The organism is Aureimonas psammosilenae (assembly GCF_009176975.1).
Classification (GTDB): domain Bacteria; phylum Pseudomonadota; class Alphaproteobacteria; order Rhizobiales; family Rhizobiaceae; genus Plantimonas; species Plantimonas psammosilenae.
Genome location: NZ_WEZG01000007.1, coordinates 21,559 through 41,623, shown reverse-complemented (window position 1 = coordinate 41,623; position 20,065 = coordinate 21,559). Strand labels below are relative to the sequence as shown.

Below are 20,065 nucleotides of genomic sequence, written 5' to 3'. Positions count from 1 at the left end.
GCTTTTGCGTGGGTGAATTGTCCCTGTCCCACTGAAGGACGCAGAGGTTCGAACATACTCGTTCGAACCTCTGCGGACGCTCACCCATGCATTTTCTACTAAAAGGATGGAACTGCCCTTGCGTCTGCTTGCAAGTCCGCTTTTTCCGACGGGCAGTTTGGTCGTTGTCGCCTTCATCACGTCGGGGTGCGGCAGCGAAAGCGCTCCGCCGCAACAGCAGCCGGAGCGCGTGGTCGTTCGATCGGTCGCTTACAAGCAGGTCGGCAGCGACATCTCCTTGACCGGCTCCGTTGCCGCGCGGGTCGAAAGTCAACTTTCCTTCCAGATCGATGGGCAGGTCATCGAGCGCTACGTCGAGGTCAGCAGCCATGTTCGGGCCGGCGACCTTCTCGCCAAGCTCGATTCGAGACAACAACTGGCCGACTTCGCGTCCGCCGAGGCTTCCGTGCGTTCAAGCCAAAGCTCTGTTCGCGATGCGCAAGTAACTTTCGACCGGCAGAGCCAGCTTCTCAAAAGCGGGGTGACGACGAAAGGCAACTTTGAGAATGCCCGGGAACAACTCCGCAACGCGCAGGGCGCGCTCGCAACGGCCGAAGCCAATCTCGGCAGTGCGCGCAAGCAGCTCAGCTTCACGGAACTGCGCGCCGACGCGGACGGAATCATCACGGCCCGCAACACGGAAACCGGGCAGGTGGCTGCCGCGGCGCAGTCCGTGTTCACACTCGCCCACGACGGCGAGCGTGAGGCGATCTTCAACGCTTACGAAGCAATTCTCTTAGAAGCATCGCCCAAGGTGGATTTTGAAGTGCGCCTCGTCGGCGATCCGAAGGTCGTGTCGAAGGCCCGCGTGCGCGAGATCTCACCAACTTTCGACACTCAGACCGGAACGGTCCGTGTCCGTACGACGCTCATCGATCCGCCGTCCGGAATGGGCCTCGGCGCGGCGGTAGAGGGTGTCGGCCGTACGAAGGTCCGGCCGCTCGTCGAGCTTCCATGGACCGCATTGTCAGCGGATGCGCACGGCGCCGCGGTTTGGGTGGTGGACGCCGCGACCAATGCCGTCTCGCTACGGTCCGTCACCATCGCCGATTACCGGACCGGCCGTGTCTTCGTTTCGGACGGCGTTCGGGACGGCGAGAAAGTCGTCACCGCCGGAGCGCAACTTCTCCGTGCGGGGCAGGTCGTGGCGCTGGCCGGAGACGCCGGAGCATGAGATCGTCCATTCCTTTTATTGGCATGGCCTGCGCGGCATGCCTTCTTGCGGGCTGCGGCGAACACGAAGCGCCGCCGCCGCCCGTGCGTCCGGTCCTGTCCGTACGCGCCGAGCCGACGGCCGTGGAGCCGGCCAGCTTCGCCGGCTCCGTTCAGCCTCGCTACTCGCGCGATCTGGCTTTCCGCGTTCTCGGCCGCGTCACCGGCCGCAACGTCGATGTCGGCGACACAATCGCGGCGGGGCAGCTCCTCGCCTCGCTCGACCAGCAGGCGCAGGCGCTTTCCGTTCGCTCCCTCGAAGGCGACTTGGCCGCCGCCGAGGCGCAACTGGAAAACGCGAAGGCGACGCGTGATCGGCAGGCCGCGCTGGTGCGGCTGAACGCCAGTCCGCAGGCCCAACTCGATACGGCCGAGCAGCAGTTCGCAACAGCGCAGTCCACCGTCATCAACCGGCGCTCGGATCTCGCCAAAGCGCGGGAGGAACTGAGCTACACGCGTCTCGTCTCGGAAACGAACGGCATCGTCACGGGCGTCTCGGTCGAGGTCGGCCAGATCGCCAGCGTCGGGCAGACGGCGGTCACGGTGGCGCAGGCCGACGTGCGTGAGGCGGTGATCGACGTCGCGGAAGATATGGTTGGCTCTTTGTCGGTCGGTCAGCCTTTCACGGTCACTCTTCAGATCGACCCACGCCAGAAGGTGCGGGGCAGTATCCGCGAGATCGCGCCGAGTTCGGATGCCGCGACGCGCAGCCGCCGCGTTCGCATCACGCTTGCCGATCCCTCGCCGGCATTCCGGCTTGGGACCACCGTCGACGCCCGCATGGACGTGGGCGACGACCAGGCGATTAGCCTGCCCAAAACCGCCCTGCTTCGCACCAAGGACAGCACCTTCGTCTGGGTCGTCGACGAAGCGAAGTCGACCGTGTCGAAACGCGCCGTGACGATCGCCAGCGAAGAAGGCTCCGTCGTGCATGTCGCGTCCGGCCTCGAGCCCGGAATGCGCGTCGTCACTGCCGGCGCTTATTCCCTAAAGGACGGTCAATCCGTGAAGACTCAGCAGGAACTGGCACTTTGAAGCGCTTCAACCTTTCCGAGTGGGCGCTCGGGCATCGCTCGCTCGTCTGGTACTTCATGATCGTCTTCGCCGTGGCGGGGGCCCTGGCCTACGTCAACCTCGGTCGCGAGGAAGATCCGAACTTCACGATCAAGACGATGATCATCCAGGCGAATTGGCCCGGTGCAACGCTGGAGGAAACGGTCAATCAAGTGACCGAGCGGATCGAGAAGAAGCTCGAAGAGCTGCCGCAGCTCGACTACACCAAAAGCCTGACCTCACCCGGCTCGACGACGATCTACGTCTATCTTCTCGATACGACGAAGGCGGCGCTGGTACCCCAGCAATGGGTGCGGGTACGCAACATCATCTCGGACATCCGGTCCCAGCTGCCGTCCGGTGTGCAGGGACCCACCTTCAACGACGATTTCGGCGACGTCTTCGGCAACATCTACGCCCTGACGGCCGACGGCGTCAGCCAGCGCCAGTTGCGCGATTATGCCGAAGCGGCGCGCGCCAAGATCACGGCGGTCCCGGACGTCGGCAAGGTGAACCTGATCGGCGCCCAGGACGAGGTCGTTTATCTCGAATTCTCGGTTCGCCGCATTGCCGCGCTAGGCCTCAGCCAGCAAGCCGTCATCGATGCCCTGGCGGCACAGAACGCCGTCTCTTCATCGGGGACCATCAACGCGGACGGCGAGCGGATCGCAGTGCGAGTCAACGGGCAGTTCGCCTCCGAGGACAGCCTGCGCATTCTCAATCTCTGGGTGAACGACCGCTATTTCCGGCTGTCGGACGTGGCGACGATCAACCGGACCTATGCCGACCCACCCCAGTCGCTTTTCCGCTACAAGGGAGAGCCGGCGATCGGGTTGGCGATCGGCATGCGGGCTGGCGGCAACCTTCTCAAATTCGGCGAAGCGCTGACGAGCGAGATGCGCATCGTCGAGTCGCAGTTGCCCGTGGGCGTCGGACTGCATCTCGTCTCCGATCAGCCGCACGTCGTGGAAGAAGCCGTCGGCGGCTTCACGAAGGCGCTGATCGAGGCGATCGTCATCGTTCTCGCCGTGTCCTTCCTCAGCCTCGGCATGCGAGCCGGCTTCATCGTCACGCTGGCGATCCCGCTCACGCTCGCCATCACCTTCCTGGCGATGCAATATAGCGGCATCTCCCTGCAGCGCATCTCGCTCGGCGCGCTGATCATCGCGCTCGGCCTCCTCGTGGACGACGCTATGATCGCGATCGAGATGATGGTGGCGCGCCTCGAGGTCGGCGACAGCCTGCACAAGGCGGCGACGTATATCTACACCTCCACCGCCTTCCCGATGCTGACCGGCACCCTCGTCACCGTCGCGAGCTTCATGCCCGTCGGTCTCAACAACAGCAACGCGGGCGAGTTCACCTTCACGCTCTTCGTGGTGATCGCCGTCTCGCTCGTGGTTTCGTGGCTCGTCGCGGTGGTCTTCATGCCAATCCTCGGCGTGACGTTCATGCCGAAATCGATGAAGAAGCATTCGGACAAGAAGGGTTTCCTCGCCCGCGCCTTCGCCGCGCTCCTGCGTTTCTGCGTCCGCTTCAAGTGGCTGACGATCGCCGCGACGCTCGCGCTGTTCGCGGGCTCGATCTACGGCATGGGCTTCGTCCAGCAGCAATTCTTCCCGACCTCGGACCGCCCGGAAGTAGTGGTCGACTGGACGGCGCCGCAGAACGCCTCGATCTTTGAAACGCGAGCGGAGATGGACCGCTTCGAAGGTGAGCTCCGCGACGATTCCGACATCCTTTACTGGTCGTCCTATGTCGGTCAGGGCGCCGTGCGCTTCGTTCTGTCCTTCGACGTGCAGCCGGCGAGCCCGAACTACGGGCAGATGGTCATCATGACCAAGGACATCGAGGCGAGGAACCGCGTCATCGCACGACTGCGCGATCTCGGAGAGAAAAAGTTCGTCGGCACGGATGTCTTCGTCCATACGATGGATATCGGCCCTCCCGTCGGTCGTCCGATCCAGTACCGAATGAGCGGCCCGGACCTGCAGAAGGTGCGAGCCTACGCGCAGGAGGTCGCCGGCATCGTCGGCGCCAACTCCAACACCGGCCGCGTCACGCTCGATTGGAACGGGCCAGCACGCGTCGTGCAGGTGAACTTGCTGCAGGACAAGGCGCGTCAGCTCGGCATCTCCTCGCAGGATGTTTCCTCCGTTCTGGCGAATGTCGTCGGCGGCACAACGGCGACGCAGATCCGGGACAGAATTTACCTTGTGAACGTCGTCAGCCGGGCACGAGCGGCCGACCGAACTTCCATCGAAACCTTGCAGAACCTGCAGATCAACACTCAGGACGGACGGGTCATCCCTCTCGCGGCGATCGCGAACTTCCACTACGAGATGGAGCAACCCTTCATCTGGCGTCGGGACCGCGTGCCGACGATCACCGTCAAGGCGACGGTGATCACCGACGCACAACCGGCAACGATCGACGCCGAGCTGACGCAGAAGATCGACGAGTTCCGCGCCAAGCTCCCGCCGGCCTACGTTCTGGCGACCGGCGGCGCGGTTGAGGAAAGCGGCAAGGGCCAGGGTCCGATTGCCGGCGTGCTGCCGCTGATGCTCCTGACGATGACGACGCTTCTGATGTTCCAGTTGCAGAGCTTCCAGCGGCTTTTCCTGGTGATCGCCGTCGCCCCGCTCGGTCTGATCGGCGTCGTAGTCGCCTTGGTGACCTCGGGCGCCCCGCTCGGCTTCGTGGCGATCCTCGGCGTCCTGGCGCTGATCGGCATCCTTATCCGGAACTCGGTGATCCTGGTGGTGCAGATCGAAGACCACATCAAGGAAGGTTGGGGGCGTTGGGATGCGGTGCTCGACGCCACCGAGCACCGCATGCGGCCGATCATGCTGACGGCGGCGGCGGCTTCTCTCGCTCTGATCCCGATCTCGCGCGAGATCTTCTGGGGGCCGATGGCCTTCGCGATGATGGGCGGCATCATCGTCGGCACGGTTCTGACCCTTCTGTTCCTGCCGGCGCTCTATGTCGCTTGGTTCCGCATCAAGCCGACCGAGACCGGAGCGCCTGAAGGACACGGGGCCGGCGATGGGCATGACGGTGCCGGCTCGGCGCCGGAAGGCGGCTCGAGCGAAGCGGTGGCGACATGAAAGCGAGAGTTGCTGGACGCCCGATGGTTCGCTCGCTTCTGATCGTCTCGATCTGCCTTTCGGGCTGTGCATCGCGCCCCTACGCGACGCTCCTGCCGGTTTCCAGAACCGTGCCGGATGCCCATCTCGTGGACATGCTGGTCGCGACCACTAGGGCACCGTCGTCCGTGCCGGGCGTCATCTTCGGGGGGGATCGGGGGCCAGGCCTGTCGATCGAGAACATCCTCGTGTCGATCCCGCCGGATGAGGTTCGCAAGCCGGGACAGGTCATCTATCCCCCGCGCAATCCCGGCAATCCGGCAAAGGAGTTCGTGACCCTGAAGGTCGCGTCCCTCGACACCAAAGGCGCCCGGTCGTGGTACAAGCGGGTCGCCGGCCCCAAGAAGCGGGTCCTGATCTTCGTCCACGGCTTCAACTCGACCTACGAGGAATCTGTCTTCCGCTTCGCGCAGATCAGCCACGACACCGGCGTCAACGCCGCGCCGATCCTCTTCACCTGGCCCTCGCGCGGGTCGATCTTTGGCTATCTCTACGACCGGGAAAGCGCGAACTACTCGCGCGACAGCCTGGAAGCGATGATCGCCCAGGCTGCCGCCAGGCCTGATGTCGGCGAGATCACCCTCATGGCGCATTCCATGGGAAGCTGGCTGGCGATGGAAGCGATGCGCCAGCTCGCAATCCGCCAGGGCCGGCTGCCGGACAAGCTGCGCAACATCGTCCTCGCCTCGCCCGACCTCGACGTCGACGTGTTCCGCGAGCAGTTGAACGACATCGGCCCGGCGCAGGACCGCATCACCATCTTCACCTCGCAGGACGACCGCGCGCTTCTCGTGTCGCGGCGTCTCGCGGGCGGTGTGCAGCGCTTGGGCGCCGTGGACCTGACGAAACCGGACGTCCAGGCCGCCTTTCAGGAGCGGGGCATCCGCGTCGTCGATCTCAGCGGCATCCGCGCCGGCGACAGCCTGAACCATACGAAATTCGCCGAAAGCGCTGACGTTGTGCAGGCAATAGGGCGGCGCTTGATCGCGGGAGACAAGGTATCCGACAACAATCTCAGTCTCGCTGATACGATCGGGGCCACCGCGATCGGAACGGCGCAAGGCGTCGGCTCGGCGATCGGGGCGACGGCAAACATTCCGGGCGCGCTGGTCAGCCCGGAAGCCCGCCGCCGCCTTCGCGAGGGCGTCGAGGATACAGGGCGCAACCTCGACGGTTCGCTTCGCTCGGCGACTGGACGGTGATGCAAATCGTGCGGCACCTCGTTCTTATCGTCCTGAACACAGCGATCGCGATCCTGGCGCTTTTGGCGCTTGGCTGGAGCAGCCTGGCGCTATGGTTTCATATCGAAGGCGCGCAATATCTACGAGCCACCGGCGTCGCGGCGTGGATGGCCTGCCTTATCTGTCTCGTCGTATTCATTCGGATACGACGATCCTGGATCCCGTGGACTGTACTGGCACTGCTCGCTTTCGGCTTTGTCGGCTGGTGGTTCACGCTTCAGCCACGACTCGATCGCGATTGGGCTCCCGACGTTTCGCGTATTGTTACGGGACGTGTGGAAGGCGACAAGGTCACGCTGGACAATGTCCGTGACTTCGAATGGCGCACGCAATCGGATGCCATCGAGCGCTGGCGGACCGAAACCTACGATCTCACCGAATTAACCGAAACCGATCTCGTCCTGTCCTATTGGGGCATGGACGCCATAGCCCACACCCTGATCTCGTTCGGTTTCGCCGACGGACGGCGCGTCGTGTTCTCCGTCGAGATCCGTCGGGAGAAGGGCGAGGAGTTCTCCTCGCTTGCCGGCTTCTTCAAAAGTTACGAACTGTCGCTGATCGCGGCCGAGGAACGCGACATCATTTTCCTGCGCACCAACATGCGGGGAGAAGACACTTATCTCTACCCGCTGGCGCTTCCCAAGCAGACAAGGATCGCTCTGTTCCTGAACTACGTCCAAGCCGGCAACCTGTTGGCGCGCGAACCAGCATTCTACAATACGCTTACCGCAAACTGTACGACCGTGATCTTCGATTTGGCCAAGCTCATCGAGCCGGGCATCCCGATGGACTGGCGCATTCTCCTGTCGGGATACCTACCGAGCTATCTAGCCGAACGGGGCGCACTCGCTTGGCATATGCCGGACGGTTCCCTGCGACGTCGCGGCGCCATCAGCGAGAAGGCGAAGCAACGCCCGATCGGCGTGCCTTACTCTGAGGCAATCCGTCGGAGTTCGCAGGCCGAACCTTCGACGCGCGGTGTTCAATCATCCTCCGAACCAACAGCGGACGCCCAGTCACCGTTGGACAGAAGCAATACGACAAGTCGAGATGACCGATGACCAGTGATCACAAGCTCGTTGTGGTGGGTGGAGGCGTCGCCGGCCTCGATATCGCCGGACATCTCGCGGGACGAGCCGTCGGCACACGGCGGCTGGCCGTGACGCTGATCGATCGCGAGCCAGCCCATGTCTGGAAACCGATGCTGCACACCATCGCGGCCGGAACGCAGGAAGCGGCAACCCAACAAACGCCTTACCTCGTGCAGGCGCATGAGCGCGGTTTCATCTACCAGCCAGGCGAGGCAGTCGGCATCGACCGTCAGACACGTTCGGTCCATCTTGCCCCCCTTCGATCCGGCGACGAAGAGATCGTGCCGGCCCGCAGCATCGCCTACGACACGCTGGTTCTGGCTGTCGGCAGCGAGGCGAACGACTTTGGGACCCCAGGTGTCGCCGAGCATTGCTTCACCATCAACACGCGCAGCCAGGCGATCGCCTTCAACGACCGTATGCGCGCCGACATGCTGAAAGCCTTCGCCGCGGAGCGGACCTTCTCGGTGGCGATCGTCGGCGGCGGAGCGACGGGCGTGGAGTTGTCTGCGGAAATCGTTCAGCTCGTCGACATCGTGGAACACTACGGCGTCGCGCAATCGCGCGAGCGCTTGCGCGTGACGCTGATCGAGTCCGGGGATCGGCTGCTACGCGCCTTTCCAGAGCGGGTGGCCCGTGCCGCCGAGGACCGGTTGCGTCGCATGGGTGTGGTCGTGCGCACCGGTGTCAGGGTGCACGAAGCCGATGCGCAAGCGTTTCATCTGCCAGACGGCGAAACGATCCAAGCCGACCTGAAGGTCTGGGCGGCGGGTGTGCGGGCGCCGGACCTCATACGATCGATCGATGGGCTTCGACAGAACAAAGCCGGCCAGATCCTGGTCGGCTCCAACCTTGTGGCCATCGACGATGCGAGGATCGTCGCAGTCGGGGATTGTGCCAGCCCGCAGCTCTCACAAGATGCCCTGGTGCCCACCACCGCACAGGCTGCGTTCCAGGAAGCCGCTTATCTGATTACACATTTGCCAGAGATCCTGAACGGCGGGAAAATCCCGGACTTCCGATATCGCGACTTCGGCGGTCTGGTATCGCTCGGCGGCTACGACGCCTACGGCACGCTCGGACAGTTTGGCCTGTTCGGCGGCGGCTTCCTCCGCGGCCGTGTCGCCCAACTCGGTCACGCTCTTCTGTACCGTCGTCACCAAGCGCGCCTGCACGGGTTCGGCCGCGGCAGCCTGCTCTGGCTAGCAGACGTTTTGAGTTCGCGCGTGCGGCCGCCCACGCGGCTTTCCTGAGGCAGCCGAGCGATAAACCCCGTCGAAGCAACAACAGTTCATGAGTATCGATCTGCCTATCAATGCAATGCAGTGTCGCGCCGCTCGGGCTTGTCTCGACTGGTCTTCTAGAAAACTAAGTTCGCTGGCTGGCTTCGAAGCCAATGAATTGCGCCGTTTCGAAGCGGGAATTAGCACGCCGAAGCTGACGAAGCTGCGCGCGCTACGCACGGTATTCGAAGATGCCGGCGTCGAACTGCTTTTTGAAAACAAGCGAGGCGTCGGCGTACGGATGATATGCGATGATCAATTGACTTACGAGCATGATCGGTAACTTATTGGCGTTGACGTAAAAACGTTTATAAATGTTGAGCGTTATAAGCCCCTCCGCTTCAACGGTGTGACAACAGGGCGGGTATTTATTTTGATGCCGATTTTGTATAGAACCTATTTGTTTTCAAGTCTCCGAAATGCCGCGACCGGGATTGCAAATGTTCTATTTTTGATCTCATCTTCTCCTTATCTATTGTTCTTCAAAGGCACGTCGGTAAATGGCTTATCTGAAGATTGATCCGTCGGAGTTTCATTCCATGACGAAAGCCGCCCTCGGCTTCTGCCTTTTGTCCCTTCTCCTCGCCGAGGAGGCACGCGCCGCCGATCTCTACGAGGAGGCGGCAAGTGCCCGTCCGACCGCGGACACCGATCTCGTGATCGAACTCGGCGTCGGCGGCCGGCTGATGCCCGAATATGCCGGCGCGAAGGACTATCAGTTCTCGCCCTATCCGATCGTCAGCGTCGATTACCTCAGCCTTCCGGGCCTGTTCTCCTTCGGCAGCATCGACCCGCAGCGCGGCGGCTTCTCCATCGGCCCGTCATTCGAGTTCATCGACAAGCGCAATGCCGCCGACTACGACGAGCTTCAGGGCCTTCGGGATGTGGACGCGACCTACGAGGCGGGCGTCAAGCTCGGCTACGAATGGGATGCGGCGGAAGTCTACGGCGAGTTCCGTTACGCCTTCGGCGGTGCGGACGGATTCGTCGGCGATGTCGGCGCCAACCTCGTGGCGCGCCCTTCGCAGGAATGGCAGTTGAAGGCCGGCCCGACGCTGTCCTTCGCATCCGGCAAGTACATGAACACGCTTTTCGGCGTCAGCGACAGCGAATCCATCGCCACCGGCGGGCGTCTCGACGCCTATGACGCCGATGGCGGCTTCAGGTCGGCGGGCGTCGCGGCATCCGCGCGCTACGAGTTCCGCCCGACCTGGTTCCTCAATGCCGACGCGTCCTGGAATCGCTTCATCGGCGACGCCGAGGATTCGCCGATCGTGAAGACCGGCGACGAGAACCAGTACACGGTCGGCCTCGGCATCTCGAAGCGCTTCTCTCTCGACCTCTTCTAAGAGCCCGTTTTATAACGGCCGAGCGAGCCGTCTGACGAGGATCAGGGCGGCGGCGAGCATGAGAAAAGCGAGCGCCGAGGAGGGTTTGGCTTCGTGGTCGCTAGCAAGCCTGCGACAGCGCCCTTTTCCGCTGTAGGCGCGTCTGCGCGTTCAGACCCTAAGAGCAGCCCTCCCGTCGGCGGACATGTTCGTCGCCGAATGCGTCCCATCGGCAATTTAGCCGCCGACCGCCGCTCGCGTTCCGGCCATGAGGCAGGGGGCGTCGAGTGCCCAAACTCGACCGATCCGCTTTAAGGTGCAATCAGCCGCCGAGCGGGACAATGCGGTCAGACCCTGTACTGTTGCCTGCGTTTCGGCGTCCTTCAACTCGTCTGCCTGGAAGAAGCCACGAAACCGTTCCGGCACTTTCGGATCCCGCAACGTTTCATCTGCGATCAGAAGAACGTCGACTTGATTGCGGCGGAGGCGGTCGGCGAGGATCACCGGATCGTTGGTGAGGATCGCATCACGTATGTCCGCCATGCGCGCAAGGATCGGACGGAGGTAACCGAGCTGGTAGCCGATCGTGAGCTCCCGACTGAAGAGCGTAGAACGATTGGTAAGAACCGGCGAGAAATCGAGGTCCGTCACGAAGCCGGCGACCCTCGCACCGGGAGGCAGCGAGCGGACGAAGGCCACGAGTTCCGGGTTGTCGGGGCTCAGCATCGAGCGCTTGACGCCGAGTGCGCCCCCGAAGGCGAGAATCAGGACTGCGATCGTTCCAACGTGCATGAGGATCCGGCCGCTTCGCCGTTCCCGAAGCCAGCGAGGAAACCGGCGGGCGCGGATCCGCTCCACGAGAAGCGGAAAGGTCGTCAAGATCGCAAGCGTCACCAGCGCCGTACTGTAACGGCTGGGCAAGTGAAGGCGGAACATGGTGGACGCTGCGATCACGAACCATGCAAGCGAAGCGAGAAGTAAAAGGAAGGGGAGTTCGGAGGACATCCCCATCCGTCGGCTCTCGTCCGATCGTAGCCAGCGCCGAAGCAAGACAACGGGACCGAAGACGGCAGCCAGCGCGAGGAACACGAAAAGAAGGTTGGGCGTGCCGTGGCAGGCGTTCTGAAACAAGCCGACCCGTCTTCCGCAAAGAAGATCCACCGATCCGTCAGGTTCGAATACGACGTTGCGCCCTTCCGGACCGAAGGTCGACAGCGTCCGGGCCTCGGCCAGCGTCACCACCGGACTGAACGCGCCGGTTTCCAGGACGAACGGCAGAAGACCGGCGACCGTTGCAAGCCCGCAGGCGCCGACGAGCAGCAAGCGTTTGGGGGCAAGATCAAGGAACAAGAGGCGCGGCTGCAGGAGCGTCATGCCGATCATCGTCGAAGTGACGAGGGTCAGTTGCGGATAGCAGCCGGCGAGACATCCTTGCGTCAGGGCGCTCTGGACGATGTTGCGGCGCGCAAGCCCGTCGAGGAGCAGCAGAAGAAGAAGAGGCCAGAGCGAACGGGGCGTGGCGCTCGCCATCGAATTCGAGAGTGCCACGAAGTTGAAGAGAAGGAGCGCAGTCGCCGCAAAGGCGACAAGCGGCTCGGCGCCGATCGAGCGCAAGAAGCGGAACGATGCGATCGGAACCGCAACGAAAAGCATCGCCGGCAGCAGCCGCGCGAAGGCGTGCGGGCCGATGCCGAGCTGCCAGGCGCCCTTGAAAAGCGCTTGAAAGAACCACGGCGTCACCGATTGCCAGTAGTCGGCGACGAGGTCGCCCATAAGCGCCGACGGGTCGTCCCATCGCCCCATCCAGGACAGGAACATCATCGCGTCGCTCTGGATGCCGCCCGGCGCGGCATGTGCCTGAACGAGGAAGCGGATCGCCGCGGCGAGCCCGAGCAGCAGGCTGAGCGCCAGCCAGAACCCGTTCTCGTCGCGCGCTTCCAGCCGCGCGGCGAGGAAGCGCGTCGATCGGGACGGCGGGGGAACGGGTTCTCGCGGCGTCATGGCTTGGCGGCGTCGGGCGCGAGCGGCTGACCCTTGCGGGCGAAATCCGCCACGAACGGCGCGCCGGCAACGGCCGGCAGGACGTAGCGCAGCGTCGCCAGAAGCCCGAGAATGCCCGCCGCGCCCGGATCGAGATAAGGCGCGTAGAAGAAGACGATTGCCGCGTCCCGCGTGCCGACGCCGGCGAAGGTGAAAGGCAGGAGGCCGGCGAGGATGGAAAGCGTCGCGAAGGCGGCGTTCGCGAGAACCGGCACGCCTGCGCCCAGCGCTTCGGCGAAAAGCCAGAACTGGAAGAGATGCGCGCCCCAGATCGTGATCGACAGGAGCACGACGCCGCCTGCGCGGCCGGGCGTTTGCCAGAACCAGTCCGTCACCTCGCGCCAGCTTGCGGCGAAGGCCGCGACCGCGCCGCCGAGCTTGCCCGGCATCCATCGCCCGAAATGGCGGAGCACGAAGGGCAGGAGGTGCAAGGGCGCGATGAGGAGCGCGAGCGCGGCGAGGCCGCCGCCGACCGGGAGCAGCAGGAGGAGCATCGCCGGCCGCGCGGCGCCCACCACGAGAAGCCCGAACACGCCCCAAACGAGAAGCGAGGCCATGTCGAGCGCCTTCTCCAGAACCACGATCGCCAGCGACAGGCTCGGCTTCATGCCGTGACGGCGCGCGAGGACGCCGGATTTCGCCAGATCCCCGAGTTTGGAGGGAAGAAAGAGGTTGAGCGTCGAGGCGGCGAGGATCAGCCGGTTCGATTCCAGAAAGCCCAGAGCCACGTCCGCGACGAGCAGCGTCAACCGCCAGGAGGTGAGGAGCGTCAGCGGCACCACGAAGAGGATGCCGGCGGCGAGCCACCAGGGATCGGCGGCCCGGGCCGCGCGCCAGAGCGCGCCGACATCGATGAAGGCGTAAAGCCCCGCGAGGATCGCAAGACTGACCAGAAGCCCGATCAGGCGGCCCATGGCGGCGCGTCTCCCTTTGCCAGACGGTGCTCGACCACGAGCGGCTCGCGGTCGCCGAGACCTCGGAGCCGCGCCGTCAGGTCCTCGAAAGGCCGGAGCTGATCGGCCTGATAGACGCGCGCCATGATGGTGGTGATCGAGGTCTGGTGGCCGGATATTCCGGCGAGCGCCACGTCGCTCCAGCCTTCGTCGGCGTGGATTTCGTCGCGCACGGTCCATGTTCCGTCCGCATCGCGCATGAAGCTGCGAACGAACCGGAACGGCGCGTCGCTTCGGCCCGTCACGAGGACCCGCTGGAGGAGGCGGCGCACGAGGTCCGGAAAGAAGCGCCCCGCGCTCAGCATCAGAAGCCGGAGGACGGCGTTCTTGGCAGGCGTGAGCTTGGTTCCCTTGGCCCAAGCCATGCGCCCTTCGCAAAGCATGCGGTTCGCCTCGACGCGCACCGCCGCGCCCCCGAGATGGCAGACCGCGACGCGGCCCTTGCCTCGCGTCGCGAGCGTCACGCCGGTGTCGCTGCGAACGAGACGGCCTTGCGCGAAAGCCTTGTAGACGCCGCCCCGGGCGGGCGCGGCGACCAGCATGGCGTCGGGCGTCGGCCCGCGCTCCACGAACAAGCCGCAGCCGGGAAACCAGTGCCGGCCGGACGCGGGGTCGGAGTCGATGCCGCGCTTTTCCTGGAACGCCCGCAGCGTGAAGAGCCAGCCCCAGAGATGGTGGGCGAGGATGCGGTCGTCGGAATAACAGGGCACGCGCCCTTCGAGAAGCGGGCGGAGCGCCTGGTCGTTCACCCGGAGGGCGGCAGGATGCCAGGCGCCCGCGGTCTCGAAGCCGAACGGAAAGAAGTTCAGCGTGGAGCGCGAGGAATATTCGCCGCCGACGGTGCCGTCCGGATGAACGAAATGCGCGAGGAAATCGATCGCGCGGGCGAGCGGCGGGCGAAGCCCGAGGTCGGGGCGACGGCGGTCGAGATCGGCGAGAAGGCCGATCGTCAGCGACAGGTAGCCGAGATCGGCCCCACCATATTCGTCGAACCAGCCTTCCGCGTCCTGCCAGCCGAGAAGCCGGGCGAGCCGTTCCGTGAGAGCAGTTTCCAGTTCGGCGCCGGGACAGCGTAGTCGCGCCCGTTCGAGGCAGGACACGATCAGCGCCTCGTGGTTGGACAGGCGGCCGCTTTCCGTGTGCGCGGCCAGCCAGCGCGCGCGGCGCAGGACGAAGCCGTCGATCTCGGGGTCCGCCGGAAGCCTCAGGATTTCGGCCGCTTCGAGGATTGCGAAGAGCGAGAAGGCCGCGGCTCCGGCTGCCCGTTCGAACGGATAGTAATCGTCGCAGGAACCGTCCGGATGGCTGGAGCGTGCCGCGAAGCGGATGCCGGCGATGGCCAGTTCGCGGATCGCCGGATCGCCATGGTAGCGGTTGCCGGGAATGGCCGGCAGGGCATGAACGAGCGCGAGGGGCAGCACGAATTCCTGGCTCATGCCGCAGGGAAAATCGATCATGCGGTAATGCCAGTAGGCTCGGTCGAAGCAGCCGTAGGTCGGGCTGACGGCGGTGCGGTCCAGCAGCGTCAGGAGTTTCGGGATCTCCGGAAGGACGATCGTCGCGATCGCCGCGCGAAGGTCCTCAACCCGCATGGGTATGCTCCCCGTCCCGGCCGATCGAAGCGCCGGCGAACTGCGCCCGCTTCAACCGGTATTGCGTGTCTTCCAGAAGTCGCCGGTTGATGCGGTTCAACTCGCCGAGGAGCGCGCAGAGCCAGCAAAGGAAGGCGAGGATCAGCAGTACCGCCGCAGCGATGAGGCTCGGCACATGGGCGCGCTCGGCGCCCTCGAAGTAGAAGACCAGCCAGCGCAGGCACAGAAGCGCTCCGAGCGCGAAGGGTGCGAGGCTGAGCACCAGAAAGGTCTGGCCGGGGCGGTAAACGAACATCGAGCGCAGGATCGAGATCGACGAGCGCATCACGTAGCGCCGGATCGATCGAACGAGCCGGGACGGACGCGTTTCGCCGTTCACCCGGATCGGCACGGACGCGATGCGAACGCCGGATCGGCCCGCCTGGATGATGGATTCGAGGGTGTAGGTATAGGAATCGAAGATGTTGAGCCGCAGCGCCGCTTCGCGCGACATGGCTCGGAAGCCGCTCGGCGCATCGGCCACCGCCGCGCCGGACGTGAAGCGCACCACCCAGCTTCCGAGCCGCTGCAGCAGCTTCTTGACCCCCGAGAAATGCTCGATCTCCACGATCGGCCGCGCGCCGATCACGAACTGTGCGCGCCCCTCGAGGATCGGGCGGACGAGCTTCGGGATGTCTTCGGCGTTGTACTGGTTGTCGGCGTCGGTGTTGACGATCACGTCGGCGCCGAGTTCGAGCGCCTGCTCGAGACCGGCGGTGAAGGCGCGGGCAAGGCCCCGGTTGATCGGAAAATCGAGAACGTGATCGACGCCGCATTCCTTGGCGACCGCCACCGTCCGGTCGGTCGAGCCGTCGTTGACGACGAGCCATTCCACCGTGTCGAAACCTTCCACTTGGCGCGGCAGATGGCTCAACGTTTCCGCGAGCGTGCCTTCTTCGTTCAGGCAGGGTATTTGGATGATGAGCTTCATGGACGACTGGTTGCGGAGCTTCGGCTTTCGGCTGCCTTCGCCACTTCGGAGAGAAAGGTCAAGTCGCACGCTTTTTGGGTTCGGGAAAGCCGGCAAGCCGCATCGGTCTCGAAATGCCGACGGCCCTCGGCGCGAAAGCCGTTCCAAGCGATGTCGCACCTCGAAACGATGAAGGCCGACGGGCCCGGTTTGCCGGCGTCCTATCCGATCACGCTGGATACGCTCGCGCGCGTCCGGTCGGGCGGCCGGGATGCACCTCGTTCGTCCCGTCCATCGCCGGGTGCAGCCTCGCGCGTTCCGCAGCTAAGCAGAATCGGCTTGCGGAACGGAGCGGTCTTGTCCCATGTTGGAGGGCGCTGTCACAAAATCGTCGCGAGAGCACTTCACTGACCCAGATAACCGTCCTCGTTCTCGGCGCATTCGATCTCTTCCACCGTGGGCATGTGGAGTTTCTGAAGACCGCTCGTTCGTTAGGCGATCGACTCGTGGTCGCCGTGAATTCGGACTCGAAGGTCGCCCGTTACAAACGTATGCCGGTGATTGCCGCCGAAGATCGCTTGGCAATCGTCGCCGCGGTCCGCTACGTGGATCATGCGGAGATCACGGACGCCTTTTCTGTGGCGTCCCTGATCGAAAAGCACGATGTCGACATCGTCGTGCATGGCGACGATTGGACGGCCGAGCGCTATCTCGGTCAAATCCAACTGACCGCCGAACAGCTGAAGATACTCGGCGTTCGCTTGAAGCTCGTTCCCTATTATCGCGGCGTCAGCACTACGGCGATCATCCGTGAGATCGAGACCGCGGCTTGAAACTGCGCGATCTTCCGAAAGCAGCCAAAGTCTACGCCAAGCTTCTGCCTTTCCGTCTCAGCGGCCGGTTGCCCTCACGTCGCGACCTTTGGCTGTTCCACGGCGCATTCGAAGGCAATACCAAATACCTGTTCCTGTGGTTGAGCTTGCACAGACCCGACATTCGAGCGGTCTGGCTGAGTTCGTCGCGGCAAACCACGAGGCGACTGCGACGGCATGGCTTGGCGGCGGAGACTTTCCCGTCGGGCAAGGCCATCGAACTCGTGGCGAGGGCTGGCTTCCATTTCGTCAACGATTACGGAAAGAAGATACCGTTTCGATCGAGCCGCAGCTTCCTGGTTTCGCTTTGGCATGGCGTCGGCATCAAGAATATTGGCATTCACCGCGAGAAGAACAGTGGAGCGCTTTACGTCGACAGTATCTTCCGGCCGAACTTCCTTGTGGCGTCCTCGCGCCGCCATGCCGAGCGTTTCGCCAATTCGTTCAGTCTGCCGTTGGAGAACTGTCCGATCCTTGGAACGCCGCGTCTCGATGCGGCTTTCGACCCAATGCTCAAAGACAAGTTGGCAGACCTTGACGGACAATCGAATCCCGATCCGTTTCGCGACCTCACCTACCTTTACGTGCCGACGTTACGGGCGGGGAACAGGCCGTTCCTGCGCGAAGCGCTGCCGGACCTGCCTCGCCTCGACGCGATCCTGCGGGAGAGGGGAGCAACGCTCTATGTCAAACTCCATCCGAAGACGCTCAGACTTGGACAGGACGGCGACCACCTGCAGCAGTTGGTCCATGGACTCGATCGCGTCCGCGTCTGGCCCGAGGATGTCGATCTCTACGGCGTTCTCCATTCCATCGATTTTCTCATCACGGATTACTCTTCGACCTTCGCCGATTTTCTGTTCGCCAAACCAGCCGGCCTTATTCTGTATCCGTTCGATAAGGCCCGGTACGAAGGGGCCGATCGAAGCTTCCACGTTCCCTACGAACTGATTGAAGGTGAGCGTGCTGATGACTTCGACTCCCTCTGCCGGATCGTTGCGACAGGATGCGGCGCTTCGATCGACAATGTCTCGGCCTGCGCGCGGACACGGCGAGAGTTTTGGGACGACAATGCCGGTATCTCGTCGCCGAGGATCGTCGCGTTTTTCGAGAACCTCGATCCGCAGGAGCAGCCGGGCTTGGCGCCATTTTCTGCAAATCGTCCGTATCCAGCCCCCGGACGCTGAAACACCTACATATCGCATGCACGGTCATTCGCGATCCGCATGCTCCTTTTCTCGATTGTCTTTTGCCGGTCGCAAGAGGTGATTTTTTCACGATCTGTCCGATGCAGGTCGACGACTCGTCGAAAATGATTGGCGGTCCAGCTGACAGCGTTCGGCGGAAGCATGAGGATGTTCTGGCGTAGGAACTTCCGAAAGGCGATCTCGCGGCGAAACGCCGATGGTCCAGCGGGATTGGCGGTCATGTTACCGGGATCGGCTGCTCGGCGGCATGGAGTCAAGCCGCCTTCCTTCGGCTTCTGCGCGGTGGCGGCCAGGCGGAGACCGTCGCGGGCGCCGTTCGGTCGCGGATATAAGTTCTATTCGAGGCTCGGCTCCGAAGGGACCAAGCGGGCGCGGCAAGGGGGATTCCCTGCATGTGTACGCGTATGCCGATCTGCTGGCACGCCCAACGGAACGAACTGGAGGCGGGTCGCGGATGCCGCTCGCGAATTGCGGCCGAATCTCAAGGTCATGTTCATCAGGGGACACGCCGAAAACGCCGTGCTCAGCGACGGATATCCCGATCCCGACATGTAGGTCGTCACCAAGCCCTTCAACATGATGATCTTGTCCAACTGGATCCAAGGCATGCTCGAAAGTTGACAGGTGAACGACCGATTCTGGATATCGATCGCCACGAGCGGAGTCTCTGCAATGGGTCGACAGCGGCACGGCAGCTTCTTGGTTGTACCGCCCCAAAGCTGCCGGTCGGCTATCGGCCCACTCAAGCTATCAACACCAGTTAACGCTCTAAGAGTTGCCGTTTCATCGCCTCGAACTCGGCATCGGTGATGCTGTCGCTGTCGCGCAGCTTGGCGAGGCGTTCGATATCGGCGATGGTGTCGTGCTGGCCTTGCGAAGTGGATAAAGCGGCGTTTGGCGCATTCGGGCTGCCTTGCCTGCCGACGTGAGTGTGATCGACGCGGAGGGCTGCCTGGGGCGCGGCAAAGGCCGGGTCGGCGTATGCCCCATAGCCGCCCCCGCTGTTTGCGGTCGCATAACCATCAGCGTTCGAACCCTGCGGCATCGGACCAAAGCGGTTCGGCCCTTGCGTGCCGCCGAGCATGACGAAGATCAGCGTCACGATGGCGCCGATGCCGGTGACGTTCAGCAGCATCCACCAACCCGTGCGGTCGATATCGTGAAGGCGGCGAACCTGAACGGCGATGCTCGGCAAAATGTGCACGAGCGTGAACAGGCCCAGCAGGACGCCCGACATTGGGCTTAAAGGATGAACCATGCCCTGATCGATCACCGAGACCACGACCGCCAGGATGATGACGATAAGGGTATAAACCCAGAACTCGGCCCGCGAGGCACGCCCCCGGAAGGTCGCATAGTTTCGCATGGCGTTGGCGTAGTGATGCACGGGCGTAGGCCTCCTTGCGGCCGAGAACTTGGGTTGTCGATGATGGTTGGATGGTTTCGGATCAGCCGGGACGCGCGATGCGCCCGAGCTTGTCGCGCCCGCGCTCGATGCGGTCGCAGGTCCTGAGGGACGCGACGCCCTCGGCAAAGCCGCCGAGATCGAAGCTTTTGGCGAACGCGCCCTCGCGAAAGTCGAGCCGCTGGCCACGCTTCAAATGCCGACCGCCGCCGCGCGGTGACGGAGCATCGTAAAGTCCGAGGTAGACCACAGCCGTTTCGCTGACGGATCGGGCGCGCGGCACGGTCAATCGAACCGGAGCGCCGTCGATCACGATGGCGAGGCTCGGCCATTCCCGTCCCGGTTCGGGTCGTGGCGGGTGATCGAAGCCGACGAGCACCGCGCCTTTCTCGTCCACCCCGACGAACATCGCCCCGGTCGCTGGCGCGCCCTGCACCATCAGGCAGCGGAACAACCCTCCTTCGGGCAAGCTGGTGATCGTCCAAGCCCCGAGCGTGATCGTCACGGGCGGGGTCTGCGTCGCGGCGGCTGCGACGGTCGCCGGTCCGAACGGCATCATCAGTGTCACGACCATAGTCGCGAGGGCCATCGCGAGCCCACGACCCGTTCGCAGCCCTCGCCGGATGGCCACTGCCCGCACGCCCCTCACCCCC

General features: G+C 63.7%; 16 protein-coding genes and 1 pseudogene. 10 read left to right on the top strand and 7 right to left on the bottom strand.

What is annotated here, in order from left to right:
• Positions 1–118: 118 nt before the first annotated feature.
• The 8 genes from F9929_RS13770 (at position 119) to F9929_RS13735 (ending at position 10,414) form a co-directional block, all read left to right on the top strand.
• On the top strand, positions 119–1,213 hold the full coding sequence (locus tag F9929_RS13770) for an efflux RND transporter periplasmic adaptor subunit (RefSeq protein ID WP_193227758.1): 1,095 nt from the start codon (positions 119–121) through the stop codon (positions 1,211–1,213).
• Positions 1,210–2,286 (top strand): efflux RND transporter periplasmic adaptor subunit, encoded by a 1,077-nt coding sequence (locus tag F9929_RS13765; protein WP_235919300.1) that lies wholly within the window; start codon positions 1,210–1,212, stop codon positions 2,284–2,286. Before F9929_RS13770 ends, F9929_RS13765 begins: the two co-directional genes overlap by 4 nt.
• Complete coding sequence (locus tag F9929_RS13760; RefSeq protein WP_152047161.1) at positions 2,283–5,411, top strand: efflux RND transporter permease subunit; 3,129 nt, start codon at positions 2,283–2,285, stop codon at positions 5,409–5,411. The genes F9929_RS13765 and F9929_RS13760 overlap by 4 nt, the downstream gene beginning before the upstream one ends.
• A 23-nt stretch (positions 5,412–5,434) precedes the next feature.
• Positions 5,435–6,652 (top strand): alpha/beta hydrolase, encoded by a 1,218-nt coding sequence (locus tag F9929_RS13755; RefSeq protein ID WP_235919298.1) that lies wholly within the window; start codon positions 5,435–5,437, stop codon positions 6,650–6,652.
• Entirely contained in the window at positions 6,652–7,752 is a 1,101-nt protein-coding gene (locus tag F9929_RS13750) for a lipoprotein N-acyltransferase Lnb domain-containing protein (RefSeq protein ID WP_152047160.1), read from the top strand. Before F9929_RS13755 ends, F9929_RS13750 begins: the two co-directional genes overlap by 1 nt.
• On the top strand, positions 7,749–9,035 hold the full coding sequence (locus F9929_RS13745) for an NAD(P)/FAD-dependent oxidoreductase (RefSeq protein ID WP_152047159.1): 1,287 nt from the start codon (positions 7,749–7,751) through the stop codon (positions 9,033–9,035). Before F9929_RS13750 ends, F9929_RS13745 begins: the two co-directional genes overlap by 4 nt.
• A gap of 40 nt (positions 9,036–9,075) precedes the next feature.
• Complete coding sequence (locus tag F9929_RS13740; RefSeq protein ID WP_235919296.1) at positions 9,076–9,348, top strand: helix-turn-helix domain-containing protein; 273 nt, start codon at positions 9,076–9,078, stop codon at positions 9,346–9,348.
• A gap of 256 nt (positions 9,349–9,604) precedes the next feature.
• Positions 9,605–10,414 (top strand): MipA/OmpV family protein, encoded by an 810-nt coding sequence (locus F9929_RS13735; protein WP_152047158.1) that lies wholly within the window; start codon positions 9,605–9,607, stop codon positions 10,412–10,414.
• A gap of 9 nt (positions 10,415–10,423) precedes the next feature.
• Here the strand turns inward: F9929_RS13735 and F9929_RS13730 are convergent.
• The 5 genes and pseudogenes from F9929_RS13730 to F9929_RS13710 all read right to left on the bottom strand — a co-directional run.
• Positions 10,424–10,537: pseudogene (locus F9929_RS13730) on the bottom strand (IS5/IS1182 family transposase); the annotation flags it as partial.
• Between the two features lie 93 nt (positions 10,538–10,630).
• Positions 10,631–12,394 carry a hypothetical protein gene (locus F9929_RS13725; protein ID WP_152047157.1) on the bottom strand — a complete coding sequence of 588 codons (1,764 nt, stop codon included), beginning with the start codon at positions 12,392–12,394 and terminating at the stop codon, positions 10,631–10,633.
• Positions 12,391–13,347, bottom strand: coding sequence for a lysylphosphatidylglycerol synthase transmembrane domain-containing protein (locus tag F9929_RS13720; RefSeq protein ID WP_152047156.1), 957 nt, complete (start codon positions 13,345–13,347; stop codon positions 12,391–12,393). The genes F9929_RS13725 and F9929_RS13720 overlap by 4 nt, the downstream gene beginning before the upstream one ends.
• Positions 13,335–14,978 (bottom strand): hypothetical protein, encoded by a 1,644-nt coding sequence (locus F9929_RS13715; protein WP_152047155.1) that lies wholly within the window; start codon positions 14,976–14,978, stop codon positions 13,335–13,337. Before F9929_RS13715 ends, F9929_RS13720 begins: the two co-directional genes overlap by 13 nt.
• Complete coding sequence (locus F9929_RS13710; RefSeq protein WP_152047154.1) at positions 14,968–15,948, bottom strand: glycosyltransferase family 2 protein; 981 nt, start codon at positions 15,946–15,948, stop codon at positions 14,968–14,970. The genes F9929_RS13715 and F9929_RS13710 overlap by 11 nt, the downstream gene beginning before the upstream one ends.
• 113 nt (positions 15,949–16,061) lie before the next feature.
• On the opposite strand from F9929_RS13710, the gene F9929_RS24705 reads away from it, so the two are divergent.
• Positions 16,062–16,760, top strand: a complete 699-nt coding sequence (locus F9929_RS24705; protein WP_152047153.1) for an adenylyltransferase/cytidyltransferase family protein — start codon at positions 16,062–16,064, stop codon at positions 16,758–16,760.
• Positions 16,757–17,986, top strand: a complete 1,230-nt coding sequence (locus F9929_RS13700; RefSeq protein ID WP_152047152.1) for a CDP-glycerol glycerophosphotransferase family protein — start codon at positions 16,757–16,759, stop codon at positions 17,984–17,986. The genes F9929_RS24705 and F9929_RS13700 overlap by 4 nt, the downstream gene beginning before the upstream one ends.
• A gap of 781 nt (positions 17,987–18,767) precedes the next feature.
• On the opposite strand, the gene F9929_RS13695 is transcribed toward F9929_RS13700, so the two are convergent.
• The gene (locus F9929_RS13695) at positions 18,768–19,373 is read right to left on the bottom strand and encodes a DUF805 domain-containing protein (RefSeq protein WP_152047352.1); all 606 of its coding nucleotides are present in this window, start codon (positions 19,371–19,373) and stop codon (positions 18,768–18,770) included.
• Between the two features lie 82 nt (positions 19,374–19,455).
• Positions 19,456–20,001: a hypothetical protein gene (locus tag F9929_RS13690; protein WP_152047151.1), complete on the bottom strand. Its 546-nt coding sequence runs from the start codon at positions 19,999–20,001 to the stop codon at positions 19,456–19,458.
• Positions 20,002–20,065 lie beyond the last annotated feature (64 nt).